This window comes from Nicoliella sp. ESL1106 (genome assembly GCF_058509965.1).
This window is the reverse complement of the sequence record NZ_CP196341.1, coordinates 204,059-219,420: the sequence shown is the minus strand read 5'-3', so window position 1 is coordinate 219,420 and position 15,362 is coordinate 204,059. Positions and strand designations below refer to the sequence as shown.

Genomic DNA, 15,362 nt, shown 5'->3' with positions numbered 1-15,362 from the left:
TTACTTGCCCTCCTTAAATGCTACTTCACGTGGACTGTGCCCACCGTTTAAAATTGTCAAGGCATCATCCAAAGCCTGGGTGACCATTTTGGCAACTGCAATGTCGGTATAAAAGCCAACGTGGGGCGTCAAGATCACATTCGGAATTTGCTTTAGGCGGTTGTAATGGGCAACTGGGGTCTCACCAGAAAAGCGTAAATTAAAAATTTTCGTTTCCGCTTCGACCACGTCCAATGCCGCCCCCGCAATTTGGTGCTGCTCTAAGGCATCGATCAAATCAGCAGTATTTACCACGGGTCCCCTCGAGTCATTGATAAAAAACGCGGTCGGCTTCATCTGCGCAAATGCTTCTTTATCAATCAGATGAACGTTATCTGGGCTTAAATAAACGTGGGACGTCACAATATCAGCATTTTGGTACACTTCTGCCTTAGTCCGATACTCTAAAATCCCCTCACGTTTTAACGCCTCGTTCTCCACTAAGTCATTGCCGATCACCTTCGCACCGAGGGCGTGAAAGATTCTTGCAACGGTGCTGCCAATCCGCCCCACACCAATGATTCCAATCACGTATTCAGAAAGTTCACGGGAACGCAATCCATCGACAACGTAATCATTGTTGGCCAAGCGCGCTTGGAATTCTGGATAGTGCCGAATTAGCTGCATCGCCTGCATTAGTACTAATTCTGCCACCGCGTGCGGTGAATAGGACGGCACGTTAGTAATCCGAATGTCGTTTTGAGCCGCTGCATTGAAATCGATCGTATCAATTCCAGCCGAGCGACAGGCTAGTTGCTTAATGCCATAGTCATGCAGCGTTTTATAAATGGAGCCGTCATCGTCTAAGCGGCTGCGTTGCTTATAGATAATGCCATCAAAGCCCTCGACATCACTTACGGTGTCTGGATGCAATTCGTATGGGACACTTTTTACAGGGATGCCATGGGCCTTGCTCCATGCATCGATAAATGGTTGTTCGTCCTTGCGAACGTGGTATGCGATCAACTTCGTCATTTAAATCAACCCCCAGATTATTTTTCATTCAAGTCCTTGAGAATCCCAAGGGCCCCGTCAACAAAGTATTCAACCCCTGTTTTGATCGTTGCGTCTAACCCCACAAATTGTGGTTCGTGCCAATCCGCCGCATTTGGTTGTCCGTTCGAACCAATGAACGCAAATACCCCCGGAATCGTTTCTTGGTAGGTGGCAAAGTCTTCGCCCGCCATTGAGAGAACTGGCTTTTCAACCTTTTCGGCTAAATTGTTAATGACGGCGTTCGTCAATTCGGGATTGTTATCGATTGGTAATGCCCGTTCGCTCCAATCAATATCAAAGTCCTGGTTGAAAGCAGCAGTAAAGCCCTTCACAATTTCAGTCATCCGTTTTTGAACTAAATCATCGTTTGACAGCTTGAAGACCCTGACAGTCCCCTCAAGAAACGCTGTGTCTGGGATCACGTTCCAGGCCTCACCGCCGCCAACGTGGGTAATGCTGACCACGACGGCATCTTGGGGGTTCACATTGCGACTGGTAATCGTCTGTAAGTTCTCGATCAACGCACCCAGCGTCACGATCGGGTCATGGCTATTTTCAGGCTTGGCACCGTGGGAACCCTGCCCCTTGATCGTAATTTTGAACTTAGAACACCCCGCCATCATCGGCCCGCTTTGTAGTGCAACCGTCCCAGTGGGTAAATTGGGGTTATTATGAAACCCAAGCACCGCTTGAATCCCACTTAATACGTGCTTTGCCACCACTTGGTTCGCACCCCCACCAGCTTCTTCGGCGGGTTGGAACAACAAATATATGTTTCCGTTGATCAAATCGCGGTGACCACTGAAAAACTTAGCGGCCCCTAATAAGCTAGTGATGTGGAGATCATGGCCACAGGCATGCATCACCCCTGGGTTCGTGGACTTGAATGCTAAATCAGTATCTTCGGTCACTGGCAACGCGTCTAAGTCGGCCCGCAGTGCGATCGAAGCGCCCGGCTGCTTTCCAGCGATCTTAGCCAACAGCCCCGTATTTAGCTTGGTCGGCACGATTTCAATCCCCCACTGCGTTAACAGCTCCTTCACTTTTTCGGTAGTATGCACTTCTTGATTCGATAATTCGGGATGGGCATGAAAGTAGTGCCTTAGTTCAACTAACTCGTTCCAATCATCATCAGTTATTAATTCCGTCATTTTAAGATTCCTCCTTGAACGCCTTGTTAATTGCTTGGTCTAAATCATTAATCAAATCATCCGCACTTTCCAACCCGATCGACAGTCTGATTAATGAATCGGTAATGTGTTGCTTCTCCTTATCGGCTTTAGGAACTTCTCGGTGGGTCGTCCGCACTGGGTTGACGATCAACGAACGATTATCACCCACGTTGGGCAGATAGGTAAAGACGTGGACGTTATTCAACAATTTAACAACGTTATCGAAATCACCGTCTAATTCAAATGCAAAGGTTGTCCCAATTCCCTTAGGATAGTACTTTTCAACGAGGTCCCGTTGATCAGTATCCAATAAGCCATTATTGAAGACCCTTTTCACATGCGGGTTCCCCTCTAAGAATTGGCCGATTTTAAGGGCGGACTGCACTTCCTTACTGATCCGCTCTGAAATTGTTTCTAGCCCCATCAATGCTAAGTATGCGGAAAATGGACTAAGTACCGCCCCCATTAATCGTAAGTATTTAATCCGCAGCCGATGAATAAATGCAGATTTACCAAACGCATGGGCAAAAGTATCCGATTCACCATTGGGTTTAACTAGCGTAATTTCTGGTTCATAGAATTGCGGGAAGCGTTGTTCGTTCCAATCAAAGTGGCCCCCATCAACCACGATTCCAGAGACCACGTTGCCATGACCGCTGATCCCCTTGGTTGATGAATAAACAACGACATCGGCACCGTGTTCAATTGGGTTAAATAGGTATGGGGTTGGGAAGGTATTATCAATAATGAGTGGAATCTGATGGGCGTGGGCTAATTTCGCGACGGCTTCCACATCGGTAACGTCAGTCGTTGGGTTCGAAACGCTTTCTGCGTAAATCGCCTTGGTATCGGGTCTGATCAATGATTCTAACTTATCCAAATCGTTAATGTCATCAACAAAATCGGTCTCGATGTTGAACTTGGGCAACAGGGTGTTCAATTCATCTAGCGTCGCACCGTAGATATCACGCGGAGCAATGATCCGCCCGCCACCTTCAGCGACGTTCAAAATCGTATAGGTGATCGCAGCCATCCCCGAAGATAGGGCGACGGCTCCCACACCACCATCCAAGTCATTGATTCGTTTTTCAAAGACATCGACAGTCGGATTGGCGACTCTGGAATACATAAATGCATTATTCAATTCACCATTCATGACCTGATCGGCTCGTTCAACGCTTCCAAAGTCAAATGCGACGTTCTGAAAGATGGGAACGTTGGCCGCATAGTTAAAGTCTTTTGGATCATAGCCACTATGAATCTTTCTCGTATCAAATTTTTCACTCATCTCTACCACTCTCCCTACTTAGTTGCGTTCAATGCAGATTCCAGATCAGCAATTAAATCATGAACATCCTCAATTCCAACTGATAATCTGACCAATTGGGGTGAAATTCCCGTCTTGGCCTGCTCTGCTGCCGATAATTCAGCATGGGTCATCTTGTATGGTAGTTCGATCAAACTTTCGACCGAACCCAAACTAACTGCAAGTGAAATGAGTTTTAGGTGTTCAACGAATGCAGCGGCATCAATTGAATCGGCCAATTCAAACGACAACACCCCACCGTAGCCATTCGTTTCCTCCTTAGCAATCTCATAGTCCTTGGTCCCCTTAATTCCAGGATAATGGATCCGAGTAACTTCATCACGTTGCGCTAAGAAATCAACGATCTTAGAAGCATTTGCTTCGTGTCGATCGATGCGTACTGCAAGCGTCTTGATTCCGCGGCTGATCAAGTTCGCCGATTCTGGTGAAAGGACTGCACCAATCCCATTTTGGTTGAAGTAAACCGCATCCGAGAGTTGCGGCGTCTTCGTTACCACCGCACCAGCCACCACGTCAGAATGGCCCCCTAGATACTTAGTGGCGGAATGAATCACGATATCTGCCCCCAAGTCGAGTGGTTGTTGTAAGTACGGGGTTAAAAAGGTGTTGTCCACAATCGTTAACAACCCATGTTGCTTGGCCAGTTTAGCAATCGCTTTCACACTAGTGACTTCTAACAATGGATTTGAAAAGGTCTCAAAATAGATCGCTTTCGTGTTATCCTTGATCGCCGCACTAACCGCATCCAAATCCTGGGTATCAACGACCGTAAATGATAGCTGCCAGCGCTTGAAGAATTGGTTGATCAACCTGAAGGTCCCACCATAAACCGCCTTGCCGACAATAATGTGGTCACCCGGTTTAAAAAGTGCGAAGACTGCATGGACTGCAGCTAACCCAGACGAAAAGGCAAAGCCGCGGTCGCCATTTTCTAATTCTGCTAATTGATCTTCCAAATAATCCCTAGTTGGATTGCCGGATCGTTCATAGTCCCACCGAAGCTTGGCATCAACCTTTGGGAAAACGAACGTTGATGAATTATAGATTGGCACGTTGACCGCTCCTGTATCATTATCATTTTGTGACTTGCCATGAACTAACTTAGTATTAAACTTGGTCATTTTGATTCCCTCTTTCTATTTTTTTCAAAAATAAAAGCCCCCTATTGACCAATTTATGATCAATAAGGGGCGATTGATTCGCGGTGCCACCCTTGCGTTTAACTCAATGGATATCCATCTGGATGATAACGGGTCGGACCGGTCAATTGGCTTGCACCAATTCACTCCATTCTTAAGCTCATCTTCACGAAATTCATCAGCATCTGGTCTCACCACCCCAGACTCTCTGTAATTGATTCCAATCGTTACTCTTCTTAATCGTCGGATTTTATTTATGTAATTCATTTAACAGCCGTCTTGCAACGGTATCAAAATAATGAACGCCAACGGCAATTACGCCGTCATCAGCAATATAGCCTGGGTTATGATTCTTCACCTGCCCATTGTTGCCCAGGTTAACGTATACGCCAGGCACATGTTCTTGATAACATGCAAAGTCATCAGATCCTAACTCCAGTTCCTTTTCATAAACCGTTGCAAACCGTTTACACTCATCAGCAACGATGGCGGTTAAATGTGGATCGTTATTTACAGATGGATCGCCGTCATACCAATCAATTGTAGCCGTTGCACCATACGCTTCCGCCGTGGTCTGCACTAAATTTAAGAAGCGCTGTTTGATCAATGCTCTGGTATGCTTACTTGCAGTTCGGACCGTGCCCTCAAAGAACACCGTTTCTGGAATCACGTTCCAAGTCGTCCCCGCAGTAATGTGTGTGATGCTGATCACACCAGCACTAATCGGTGAAACGTTACGGCTAACGATGCTTTGAATCGCATTGATTTCCGCTCCTAACACCACGACTGGATCAACTCCATTTTGGGGCGCCGATGCATGCGTGCCCTGCCCCGTCAGTGTGACCTTGAACTTATCGATTGCCCCACTGCTGATTCCCGCTCGAATCCCGATGCTGCCAACGGGATGAAATGGTGCGTTATGAAAGCCGATGATTGCATCGACTCCCGTTAGTTGACCGTCGTTAATCACCTGTAGAGCGCCTTCGTGATCTTCTTCTGATAGCTGAAATATCAACCTGACCTTACCAGGCAGCTCGTTTTCAGAACGCTTCAATAGATAAGCAGCCCCTAATAGCGCTGCAATGTGGGTATCATGGCCGCAGGCATGCATTTGCCCTGGGACTTGTGAACTGTAAGCAAGCCCCGTAGCCTCTGCGACTGGCAATGCGTCAATATCAGCTCGTAAAGCGATGGTGGGGCCATTGTTGTTACCAATATCTGCGAACACCCCCGTTTTTAAATTCGTTGGCCTGGGCTTGATCCCATATTCAGCTAAAATAGCCGTAATTTTTTTAGTGGTTCTAAATTCATGGTCAGCCAGTTCTGGATGGGCGTGAAAATCATGCCGATATTGAATTAACTTCCGCTCAAGTTCTGGATCGATCAATTGCGTCAATGAAGGCACCTCCTTAATGCAAAATAAAAAAGATCAACTAGCACGAATCTAGTTGATCTTTGGGTTTGATAAGGAAAATTGATTCAAAAATGATATCCACCCTAACTAGATTCGGTTTAACTTCACCTAGTTAGGAAATCGTAAGCGGTCCGCGCTAGATGCAAATGTCAGTAACGTTTGCATCCCAAATGGATCCAAACGCTACTAGCACATGCACATGTAGCCAGTTAGGACATAACAATTATTTAATTGAACATTATTATTTTTAATCATTATAATTTCCCCTTAATTTAATTCATTTATCATTTATTTTTAATTATTAAACCATAAAAATATTTGAATGTCAAATCAAATTGAAATTACTTTTAGAAAGATGTAATCTAATCTCATGAATGCTAAGCATTAATACTAAAAATCTAATTAATAGGAATGGATATTATGAAAATAAAATTATTATCATTTGCGGGGGCCCTTTTAGCTGTTTTGGCAGCTTTAATTATTAAAATTAATAATAATCATTCAGTTAACGCTAATCAGAATGGTGGTGGAATTTCAAAAAAGGTATCATCATTTCCAAAATCAATGCGGGGAACATGGTACGCCTATGATTCGGATGCATCCAAGAAAAGCCCGCAATTTGTTATTACTAAAATAACTAAAAATAAAATTGCTAATAAACAACCAGAATTAAAGGGCGTCTACGTCAGTTATCTACATAAATTCTATAAACATAGTGGGTCAGCTCACTCTAATTGGATCTATACGATTGGTGGCATATGGACAAAATTTGATAATCGCAGATACGATTTTATCCATACTTATGAATGGAATCAAAATAACGGCGATGGTGACTACTGGAACGTTTCAACACAAAACGGCCATCGCGTTTTAACCCTTGTAGGTGGGGCTGGTCTCCAAGTTTCTGACCATTCTTATCGGTCTAAAACTTTGGCAAAATCGTTAGCCAAGGAAAGGTATCAGGGCTTTTTATACTCGAATTAACTAAAGCCACTCTTACTCATTATTGCCATTAGAAGAGGCTTTAACTAGCCTTTAATGTGCTAAATTATCATAATATTTAGCCAATTTAGTTACTACTAAAAATGAAGCTTTGTATATCGATCTGTAATTTTTATTATCAGCAGCAGATTTAGTGTAATCATAGTTTTTAAGCTTAGATAAGTAATTTTCCGGCAGCTTAATCCCCCACTTTATTAAATCATCATCTTGAGATAAAATTTTCGAAATTTCATAATTTGTTGGTTTTGGCATCTTAAGTAATGCTAACGCTTTGTCAGTTACTTCCATTTTTACACCTCTTTGTATTTACTACAATAAATCAAATAATATCTTTACTATTAGTATTATTATATTGTAATAAGATACGCTAATCAATTTTTATATTTAAAATAGTTTAAAATAAAAATGTTGTTATATCAACGTCTGTTATGATTTTCAGAAACCCAAACATGCATAATATTTTATGATCAGGGAATTAGGATTAAACCATCAATATTTAAAACATCCCCAAAACATTGCCGATCTTAATCAATTGCTTTTTGGCAATTTAGAATTAAAATAAAGTTGATTCAAAATAATTAAGGGATGATTTACTATGGAAACTAACAATAAAATGTTTGCAAGCCCATCAACATATGTTCAGGGTAAGGATATTTTATTTAACAGTGCTGATTACATTAAAAAACTTGGTGATACCGTCTTATTACTAGCCGGTAAGCAAATCATGGACATTGTAGGAAATGACTTTTCTAAGTATCTGCAAGAAAACGACTTAGCAGTTACTGAAGTTAATTTTAACGGTGAATCTTCAATGTCAGAAGTTAACCGTGTGGCTAAGATTGGAACGGATAACCAAGTTAAAGTAATCATTGGCCTCGGTGGTGGTAAAACATTGGATGCTGCCAAGGCAATCGCTGATAAAATGAAAATTAAAGCTGCCATCTTGCCAAGTTTGGCATCAACGGACGCACCATGTTCTAGGTTATCAGTGATTTACAATGATGACGGCTCATTTTCTAACTACCTCTTCTATAATAACAATCCTGAATTAGTCCTTGTTGACACGCGGGTCATTGCCAACGCACCCGCACGATTCTTAGTAGCTGGAATTGGTGATGCCCTAGCCACCAACGTTGAAGCTCAAGCAGTTGCCCGCGGTAATGGCAACACGATGCTAGGTAACAAACAGACGTTAGTTGGCAACGCAATTGCCGAAAAATGTCAAGAAACGTTATTCAACTATGGAGTCGAGGCCGTCCGTTCGGTTGAAAACCATAATGATACCAAAGCACTAGAAAAGGTAACTGAAGCCAACATCTTAATGAGTGGGGTTGGCTTTGAAAGTGGTGGCTTAGCCGCTGCCCACGCAATCTACAATGGAACAACTGCAATCGGAGATAAGATCCATAAGATGCACGGTGAAATCGTTGCCTTTGGCTTGCTCGCCCAATTGTTTCTCGAGGGTGCCGATAGAGATCGCTATAATAAATATCTAGATTTTGAATTAGCAGTCGGTTTACCAACCACGTTTGCGGACTTAGGAATTGCTGATATTAGCGATAGTGATTTGTTAAAGATTGCCCACTCCGCCAATAGCGATAACGATACGATGAAGGAAATGCCATTCTTGGTCGAAGATGACGATATTGTCCAAGCCATGAAGGGTGCCAATGCCTATAATTTAGCATACAAATCTAATCATAAATAAGTTAGCTAATAAAAAAATGAGTTCGCTGATCAAACAGCGAACTCATTTTAATTTTAAAGTAATTCCGTCATTACTATCTTCTAAATTTTGTTTTAGCAAAAATAACCAAGCCGACAATAAGTAACACTAGCATATCGATCCAGATATGGGTCGCAACGAAATTAATGGAAGCACTCCACACCCACTTAATTAGATCCCAAAAACTACTTAAAATGAATCCAATCGCCCATTTAGCTAAATTAAAGATTAATCCCGCTAGGAAAAATATTATCGCCTTACCAGCGTAAAAAATAAAGCTAAACACTGAATGAATATGATTTTGAGCAATAAAATCCATAATCGTTTGTTTAATTGTTAATATAATTGCGCCACCGATAGTAAATACTAAAACGAAAATAGCAACAAATTCAGGAAACTTATCTGCATAAATCGAGTGACTTCTTGTTGTTACCGTCGAAGATCCGCCACGAATATTACGATTTTTTTCCTGCATTTCCAAATCCTTCTGTTTGTTTGCAAGATCAGTTACACGAAGGTAATTCTCGGAGTTCCCTTCTTTTTCAAATAACCAATCAGCTTTTTTGTTTAAATCTTTATAACTTGCCACAAAATCACCCTTAAATTAAAATTATTTTGTATCTCTTAATTATAACACCTCAAAAATCAATCATAATAATAATTTATAATTTATAATTAATAATTAAAAATAAAATGGTTTCAATAAGCCTTTATTTTCAACTAGCTTGTTCTTGAACCGCCTTAATATATTTTTTATTCCTTGGAAAGATATATTTTAATGATTTAGCATTCTTGAAGCCCATATGATTATAAAGTTTATCGCCATTCTCGCTAACCGGACGTGCTAACGCCACGATATCTGCAATAATATCATCCCAGACATACTTTGGATCAATCTCATCAACCATATATTTAACACAAAGCGTAATCAGAGAAAGGCCACTGTTCATGAGCTTTACCTGCTTACTAGCTCTCTTAACACTAGCATATTCATACATAATATCATTTGGGTTTTTGAACAACTTCTTAATATTCGGTTGATTTTTAACCTTAATATCAACTAAGTTCTGATTATGACAACAAACATTCCGAGCCTTATGGACTAATTCAATTACCGCCACCAATGTTTTATAGTCTAGGTGGTATTCTCGGGCTAATTTCAGTGCGTTTTTTCTGGCCATATTTTCAATAATGAATTCTAAATCACCAAAGGTCAGCATGCTGATGCCGAACCAAGCTGCTGGCAATCCTTCTTTATTGAGCATTGCTTGGTCTCGATATTCGGGATTGCTAGTGCGCTTCATTGCGTGGTGCAACTTCTTTTTAAACGCCATTTCTTGTTTCTTAATTGCACCCTTCCCACTATCCTTATTGAACCAGTTATTAAAATCCAAATAGCCAAATTCTTGGTACTCATTGGTGAAGAAATACGATAATTTAACTTTCAATGATAATTCAATTTTTTCAATCGCCTGCAAAAAATGCATCCGTAAATTTTTATCGAGGTAGAAACGATCAGCAATGCTTTTCAACCGCACTCCATCATACTTACCATGGTGCAAAAACGGCAGTGAAAACTCCTTAATTTTATAGTAACCAATTATCTCTAGATTCGTTGGCCGCTTTATTTCCTTAGAATTAATGATCATCCCAAGGTGTTCTAGTTGTTTCATCTGTTGTTTATAGGTCATGTTATGAGGGGTTGTCACAAAGCTCATCCTCCTAAATAAAAACCTCAGCATTAAGGGCAGATACATCTGCAATTAATACTGAGGCGACGTTTGCGTCTAGTTATATTCAGCTGCATCAAATGTAAACATTGTTATTCAAATGATTTAATCAAAATACAACTTAATTATATCGTGTTAAGTTTCAAAGTGCTATTCATAACTAGTTTAAAATGTCATTCTGAATATAAAAATATAAAGAGATCGATGTTAATTCCCATCTTCGTTAATAATTTGGTTACTCAAACAAGTCCGCTTAGTCCTTGCTAAACCGATCGCTAAGTCATTTCCATTGTAGGCGAATGCGGCCTTCAACTTATCATCACTATTCGGAATTGTCCTAACAAATAAACTCACAAAAAAGACCTGATCCACAATCATCACATCGAGGACATAATGATTATTCATAATTTCAAATGACCTTATATTTTTATTAGAATTAGGCCGCAATAAACTATCATCAAACATTTTATGAACCAATTCGTCAATAAACTCAGGATTGCTATTTAAAGAATGCTCCATTACCATTCCCCCCTGTTCAAATATTATGTAAATTTATAATTGATTTTAGCATCATTTAGGTTTATATTCATATTATAAATTATTATACTACATATTTGATTGGAGGCATGCTTATGGCTGAAGATGTATTATTTAATCCTGGTAACGCAATCGCTTCAAACGTTGATCCCAGCGAATTAATTCGGACTGCTCAATTGACTTCTGACAAACGGACTACTAACGAAAAAGTAGTCATGGTCAAGGACGAAAACGGTAAGCATTTGTTATTCGAAATTGGTGACAAGGAAAGTGACCCTGCTAAGGGAAAGAAATATAAAATTGAACAAGAGTTCTAATAAAAAAGGCTAGTAATCTTAATTACTGGCCTTTTGTGTTTCCAATGATGGTCCTAACTACTTTTTCAATCGATGGAATAATGGGGGAATCCGATTCGATGCCAGTTTGCGCAAAACGTTCAGCCCACCAATTCCGTCTAATATTTTGCACTTGACTTAATAGTTGTTTTCCAGAAGTGGTTAAACTTACTTCAAGGGCCTTTCCTGGTCGGGGTTGCTTTGTGACCCAACCATTTTGATCCAACTTTTTGATTTGCCGAGCCACCATCCCCTTATCCAATACTAATTCACGGGCAATCTGGCTTTGATTAATATGTTGATGATCATTAATCGTAAGTAAAATACATGCAGCCGTAGGGTTTAAATCCAATTTTTCAAATTGATACCCAGTATCTTTGTAGTACTGACGATGTAAAATGGAAATATCTTGTGCTAAATATCCTAAGTCTTTCATAAGAAATCGGTTCCTTCCGTAAAAAGTGGCTAATTGCGTTGACAATGCAACACCCAGCTGCCTATAATAATATCAAATTAGCGGGTGTTGATAATGCAACACCCTATTCTTTCAAGATAAAGTATACCATATGTAAATGAAATTTAAACTGGAGGAATTACTATGACAAAGGACATGACAGGCTCGACAGCATTAATTCAAAGTATGATCAATCAGGGAATTAAGTATGTTTTTGGTATTCCTGGTGCTAAAGTCGACCAATTATTTGAAGACTTGCAACATAATGATAATCCTAACGCACCCCAATTAATCGTTACTAGGCATGAACAAAATGCAGCCTTTATTGCTGCTGGAATTGGCCGCTTAACTGGCAATCCTGGCGTGGTTGCCGTTACTTCAGGCCCTGGGGTCTCGAACCTAACAACCGCTTTGATCACCGCCACTGCTGAGGGAGACCCAGTCATCGCATTGGGTGGTCAAGTTAAAAGAGATGACCTTTTGCGTGCGACCCACCAAAGTATTGACAGCGCTCCCCTATTAGAACAAGCAACCAAGAGTAGCCAGGAAGTGGCAGATCCAAACAATCTTTCGGAGGCCTTTGCGAATGCGTTCATGACGACCAAATCGCCTAAAAATGGAGCTGCTTTTCTATCACTACCCCAAGATATTCTGGGGGCAAAAGTAGACCGCCCCGTAATTCAAAAACTACCCGAAATCACCAACGGGAGTGCCGATCGGACTCGAATCAAACAAATCGCAGAAATGTTGATGACCGCTGAAAATCCAGTAATTCTTGCCGGAATGCGCGCCTCAACTGAGGAAGTAAGCGATGCCATTCACAAATTATTGAACCGCTTTTCCATCCCAGTTGTCGAAACCTTCCAGGGTTCAGGCGTCATCTCGCGTGACCTTGAAAATAACTACTTTGGTCGCGTTGGACTATTCGATAATCAAATTGGTGATACGGTTCTTAAAAAGAGCGATCTCGTCCTTGCCATTGGTTATGATCCAATTGAATATGAAGCTCGCAACTGGCATAACGAAGGGACTAGAATTATTAACGTCGATACCATCACCCCCGAAATTACGACTGATTATCAACCAGAGGTGATCGTAAATGCGGACGTTGCCCAAACGCTGTACGAACTCGCAGCGTTCATTCCAGAAGATACGATCCTGCCAAAAGACACCCAGGCCAAGTTAGCCCAACTCAAGGAACACTTCGACCAGTCTAATGAAGTTCCAGAACAAAAGGAGGGCGAAGAACTCCACCCATTGGCCATCATCAACGTCTTACAGGAATCAGTCAATGACGATACCACCATTACCGTCGATATCGGTAGCCACTACATCTGGATGGCCCGCTTTTTCCGAGTTTACAAACCCCGCCACTTGCTATTTAGCAACGGGATGCAAACGCTCGGGGTCGCTTTACCGTGGGCAATTGCCGCTGCATTAACGCGGCCTGAACAACACGTTATTTCAATCTCAGGTGACGGTGGTTTCTTATTCTCAGGACAAGAGTTTGAAACTGCGGTCCGATTGAACCTACCCATCATCCAAATCATTTGGGTCGACGGTTACTACGACATGGTCAAGTTCCAAGAAGTCGCTAAGTATGGCCGTGATGCCGGAGTCAAGTTCGGCTACGTTGATAACGTTAAATACGCCGAAAGTTTTGGTGCTAAGGGCTTTCGGGTCAAGACGGCTGAAGAATTCCGCCAGGCCCTCCATAAAGCAAAGCAACTAGCTGGCCCTTCAATCATCGAAGTTCCAGTTAACTACAAGGACAACATCAAGTTAAAGACCCAGTTGATTCCAAACGAATTGAACTAGGATAAAAAACACCGCTAATCATGTTTAAAGATTAGCGGTGTTTTTGTGTCAATTGTTCAATTTAATAAGCCAACTTATGATTTGATCTTAAAATCATCCGTGGGATTAAAATTATGAATCAAGCTGGGCCAAATCCACCGATCGGCATATTTAACGACGATCCCGTTGGTAAAGAAAAAGTAGATCGTGGCAAAATTAACCGCATAGAGTTGCCCAGTCAATAGGCTGGTGATAATGATCACAACGGCAGGTAACGACAGGTCCAAGAACTGTGCCCTGATCGCACTACCGTTAAAAAATTTAAATCGCAAAATATTACTGGTGTCATCATTCGGGTGCATAAAGATGTTGGCCCGTTGATACATCGAAATCGAGATTCCAATCATCGTCACACCGACTATTGAAATCAATGAACGAACCAAAAAGCCGTGGTTCCCAACCCCCAAAAATTCGAACATTTGAATAAAAATCTGAATTCCGTAGCTAAAAAACACCACATAGGCAAGTTCTTCTACGAACCGAACTATGTCTAGTTTCATCAATAATAACTGGTTCAATATCGCACTGAACACCCCGAAGGCAAAGATAAAAATGGTCGATGCAACGTGAAACTGGTTACCCAAATTTACCGCTGCAGCAGTAAACAGCGCCGAACCAGTATTAGATGTAATCGTCAACCCGTTGCCCAGGGCGTTGATGATCAGCCCTAAAATTAATGCCGTTATCCTAACCCGCATCGAATTAGTCGGTCTTTTTGTGTCCAATTAGCTCCTCCTCAATTTAATAACTAGTATTTGTCTCCATTATATATAATTCAAAGCTAAAACAAAAGTTAAATGGTTAATGCTTGAAAATGCTATAATCAAGGCAGATTATCTAATTAAGGAGGGATTTTCATCACAGTTGGAACGATTGCATTTTTAATTTTAGTCGGGATCATCTCGGGAATCATCAACAGTATCATTGGGATGGCGTCGTTAATTTCATACCCCGCCCTGGTTTCCGTGGGAATTCCACCAGTATTAGCGAACGCTTCTAACACCGTTGCGCTAATCTGTAGTGGGGTCAGTTCAATCTTAGCTTCATTAAAGGAGCTAAGGGGGCACTTAAAAGCGGTCCTGCCGATCACCGCTTTGACAGCAGGTGGGGGCTTGATTGGGTCACTTTTACTACTAAATAGTTCTAATGAGGCCTTTTCCAAAATCGTGCCGTTTTTGATTTTCTTTGCAGCTTGCTCGATCCTAGTACCTAAGCGCTCACATGCAAATGGACAAAAAACTGGTTCGAAAAACGTTTTATTTTGGGAGTACTTAATTTTAGGGCTTGTCGGAATCTACGTGGGCTACTTTGGTGCTGGTGCTGGCGTGATTATGATTGCCGTGTTATCTAAGATTACTGACAGCCCCTACCACGTTTATAATGCAACGCGTAACGCTGCCACTTTAGCAGCAAACCTCGTTGCTTCGATTATCTTCATTTTCGTTGCCCACGTCTATTGGAGTGCCATCATCCCGTTAGGCATCGGACTATTTATCGGTGGCTTCATTGGTCCTTCGATCGTGCGCTTCATTCCCACTAACGTTATGCGGATTGGCGTTGGCATCTTTGCATTTCTGCTATCAATCTACCTATTTATTAAGGCCTTCTTTTAATTTCAGAAAAAATCATTTTGC

The 15,362-nt window shown here is 41.5% G+C and carries 16 protein-coding genes; 5 read left to right on the top strand and 11 right to left on the bottom strand.

Annotated features, from left to right (window positions below; translation table 11 throughout):
• The 5 genes from ACSVI6_RS07845 to ACSVI6_RS07825 all read right to left on the bottom strand — a co-directional run bounded on the left by ACSVI6_RS07845 (position 1) and on the right by ACSVI6_RS07825 (position 6,069).
• The gene (locus tag ACSVI6_RS07845) at positions 1 to 1,014 is read right to left on the bottom strand and encodes an NAD(P)-dependent oxidoreductase (RefSeq protein ID WP_491721048.1); all 1,014 of its coding nucleotides are present in this window, start codon (positions 1,012 to 1,014) and stop codon (positions 1 to 3) included.
• Between the two features lie 17 nt (positions 1,015 to 1,031).
• Positions 1,032 to 2,186, bottom strand: a complete 1,155-nt coding sequence (locus ACSVI6_RS07840; protein WP_491721047.1) for a M20 metallopeptidase family protein — start codon at positions 2,184 to 2,186, stop codon at positions 1,032 to 1,034.
• A gap of 1 nt (position 2,187) precedes the next feature.
• Positions 2,188 to 3,495 carry an O-acetylhomoserine aminocarboxypropyltransferase/cysteine synthase family protein gene (locus ACSVI6_RS07835; RefSeq protein ID WP_491721046.1) on the bottom strand — a complete coding sequence of 436 codons (1,308 nt, stop codon included), beginning with the start codon at positions 3,493 to 3,495 and terminating at the stop codon, positions 2,188 to 2,190.
• A gap of 14 nt (positions 3,496 to 3,509) precedes the next feature.
• Positions 3,510 to 4,655, bottom strand: coding sequence for a trans-sulfuration enzyme family protein (locus ACSVI6_RS07830; protein ID WP_491721045.1), 1,146 nt, complete (start codon positions 4,653 to 4,655; stop codon positions 3,510 to 3,512).
• Positions 4,656 to 4,923: 268 nt separating this feature from the next.
• Positions 4,924 to 6,069 carry an amidohydrolase gene (locus tag ACSVI6_RS07825; RefSeq protein ID WP_491721044.1) on the bottom strand — a complete coding sequence of 382 codons (1,146 nt, stop codon included), beginning with the start codon at positions 6,067 to 6,069 and terminating at the stop codon, positions 4,924 to 4,926.
• A 438-nt stretch (positions 6,070 to 6,507) separates the two neighbouring features.
• Between ACSVI6_RS07825 and ACSVI6_RS07820 the strand changes: the two genes are divergently transcribed.
• On the top strand, positions 6,508 to 7,071 hold the full coding sequence (locus ACSVI6_RS07820; protein ID WP_491721043.1) for a hypothetical protein: 564 nt from the start codon (positions 6,508 to 6,510) through the stop codon (positions 7,069 to 7,071).
• A gap of 51 nt (positions 7,072 to 7,122) precedes the next feature.
• Here ACSVI6_RS07820 and ACSVI6_RS07815 read toward each other — a convergent pair whose 3' ends face one another.
• Positions 7,123 to 7,377 carry a hypothetical protein gene (locus ACSVI6_RS07815; protein ID WP_491720269.1) on the bottom strand — a complete coding sequence of 85 codons (255 nt, stop codon included), beginning with the start codon at positions 7,375 to 7,377 and terminating at the stop codon, positions 7,123 to 7,125.
• A gap of 307 nt (positions 7,378 to 7,684) precedes the next feature.
• On the opposite strand from ACSVI6_RS07815, the gene ACSVI6_RS07810 reads away from it, so the two are divergent.
• Positions 7,685 to 8,797, top strand: coding sequence for a glycerol dehydrogenase (locus ACSVI6_RS07810; protein WP_491717576.1), 1,113 nt, complete (start codon positions 7,685 to 7,687; stop codon positions 8,795 to 8,797).
• A gap of 73 nt (positions 8,798 to 8,870) precedes the next feature.
• Here the strand turns inward: ACSVI6_RS07810 and ACSVI6_RS07805 are convergent, their stop codons facing one another.
• The 3 genes from ACSVI6_RS07805 to ACSVI6_RS07795 all read right to left on the bottom strand — a co-directional run bounded on the left by ACSVI6_RS07805 (position 8,871) and on the right by ACSVI6_RS07795 (position 11,064).
• Positions 8,871 to 9,404, bottom strand: a complete 534-nt coding sequence (locus ACSVI6_RS07805; protein ID WP_491720271.1) for a hypothetical protein — start codon at positions 9,402 to 9,404, stop codon at positions 8,871 to 8,873.
• A 127-nt stretch (positions 9,405 to 9,531) separates the two neighbouring features.
• A complete protein-coding gene (locus ACSVI6_RS07800) occupies positions 9,532 to 10,524 on the bottom strand; it encodes an Abi family protein (protein WP_491721042.1) in 993 nt (330 codons plus the stop codon).
• A 228-nt stretch (positions 10,525 to 10,752) separates the two neighbouring features.
• Positions 10,753 to 11,064 carry a hypothetical protein gene (locus ACSVI6_RS07795; RefSeq protein ID WP_491717573.1) on the bottom strand — a complete coding sequence of 104 codons (312 nt, stop codon included), beginning with the start codon at positions 11,062 to 11,064 and terminating at the stop codon, positions 10,753 to 10,755.
• A gap of 113 nt (positions 11,065 to 11,177) precedes the next feature.
• Here ACSVI6_RS07795 and ACSVI6_RS07790 point away from each other — a divergent pair, with 113 nt between their 5' ends.
• Entirely contained in the window at positions 11,178 to 11,399 is a 222-nt protein-coding gene (locus tag ACSVI6_RS07790) for a hypothetical protein (protein ID WP_491717572.1), read from the top strand.
• Between the two features lie 22 nt (positions 11,400 to 11,421).
• On the opposite strand, the gene ACSVI6_RS07785 is transcribed toward ACSVI6_RS07790, so the two are convergent.
• On the bottom strand, positions 11,422 to 11,853 hold the full coding sequence (locus ACSVI6_RS07785; RefSeq protein WP_491720273.1) for a MarR family winged helix-turn-helix transcriptional regulator: 432 nt from the start codon (positions 11,851 to 11,853) through the stop codon (positions 11,422 to 11,424).
• 162 nt (positions 11,854 to 12,015) lie between these two features.
• On the opposite strand from ACSVI6_RS07785, the gene alsS reads away from it, so the two are divergent.
• Entirely contained in the window at positions 12,016 to 13,689 is a 1,674-nt protein-coding gene (gene alsS, locus ACSVI6_RS07780) for an acetolactate synthase AlsS (RefSeq protein WP_491721041.1), read from the top strand.
• Between the two features lie 74 nt (positions 13,690 to 13,763).
• Here alsS and ACSVI6_RS07775 read toward each other — a convergent pair whose 3' ends face one another.
• Positions 13,764 to 14,453, bottom strand: a complete 690-nt coding sequence (locus tag ACSVI6_RS07775) for a DUF6198 family protein (RefSeq protein ID WP_491717569.1) — start codon at positions 14,451 to 14,453, stop codon at positions 13,764 to 13,766.
• A gap of 126 nt (positions 14,454 to 14,579) precedes the next feature.
• On the opposite strand from ACSVI6_RS07775, the gene ACSVI6_RS07770 reads away from it, so the two are divergent.
• Entirely contained in the window at positions 14,580 to 15,341 is a 762-nt protein-coding gene (locus ACSVI6_RS07770) for a sulfite exporter TauE/SafE family protein (RefSeq protein ID WP_491717677.1), read from the top strand.
• Positions 15,342 to 15,362 lie beyond the last annotated feature (21 nt).

Bases quoted from the DNA above. Each gene is read 5' to 3' on its own strand.
- ACSVI6_RS07845 (WP_491721048.1), bottom strand. From the start codon at position 1,014: ATGACGAAGTTGATCGCATACCACGTTCGCAAGGACGAACAACCATTT.
- alsS (WP_491721041.1), top strand. From the start codon at position 12,016: ATGACAAAGGACATGACAGGCTCGACAGCATTAATTCAAAGTATGATC.
- ACSVI6_RS07820 (WP_491721043.1), top strand. From the start codon at position 6,508: ATGAAAATAAAATTATTATCATTTGCGGGGGCCCTTTTAGCTGTTTTG.
- ACSVI6_RS07835 (WP_491721046.1), bottom strand. From the start codon at position 3,495: ATGAGTGAAAAATTTGATACGAGAAAGATTCATAGTGGCTATGATCCA.
- ACSVI6_RS07795 (WP_491717573.1), bottom strand. From the start codon at position 11,064: ATGGAGCATTCTTTAAATAGCAATCCTGAGTTTATTGACGAATTGGTT.
- ACSVI6_RS07815 (WP_491720269.1), bottom strand. From the start codon at position 7,377: ATGGAAGTAACTGACAAAGCGTTAGCATTACTTAAGATGCCAAAACCA.
- ACSVI6_RS07810 (WP_491717576.1), top strand. From the start codon at position 7,685: ATGGAAACTAACAATAAAATGTTTGCAAGCCCATCAACATATGTTCAG.
- ACSVI6_RS07840 (WP_491721047.1), bottom strand. From the start codon at position 2,186: ATGACGGAATTAATAACTGATGATGATTGGAACGAGTTAGTTGAACTA.
- ACSVI6_RS07785 (WP_491720273.1), bottom strand. From the start codon at position 11,853: ATGAAAGACTTAGGATATTTAGCACAAGATATTTCCATTTTACATCGT.
- ACSVI6_RS07830 (WP_491721045.1), bottom strand. From the start codon at position 4,655: ATGACCAAGTTTAATACTAAGTTAGTTCATGGCAAGTCACAAAATGAT.
- ACSVI6_RS07790 (WP_491717572.1), top strand. From the start codon at position 11,178: ATGGCTGAAGATGTATTATTTAATCCTGGTAACGCAATCGCTTCAAAC.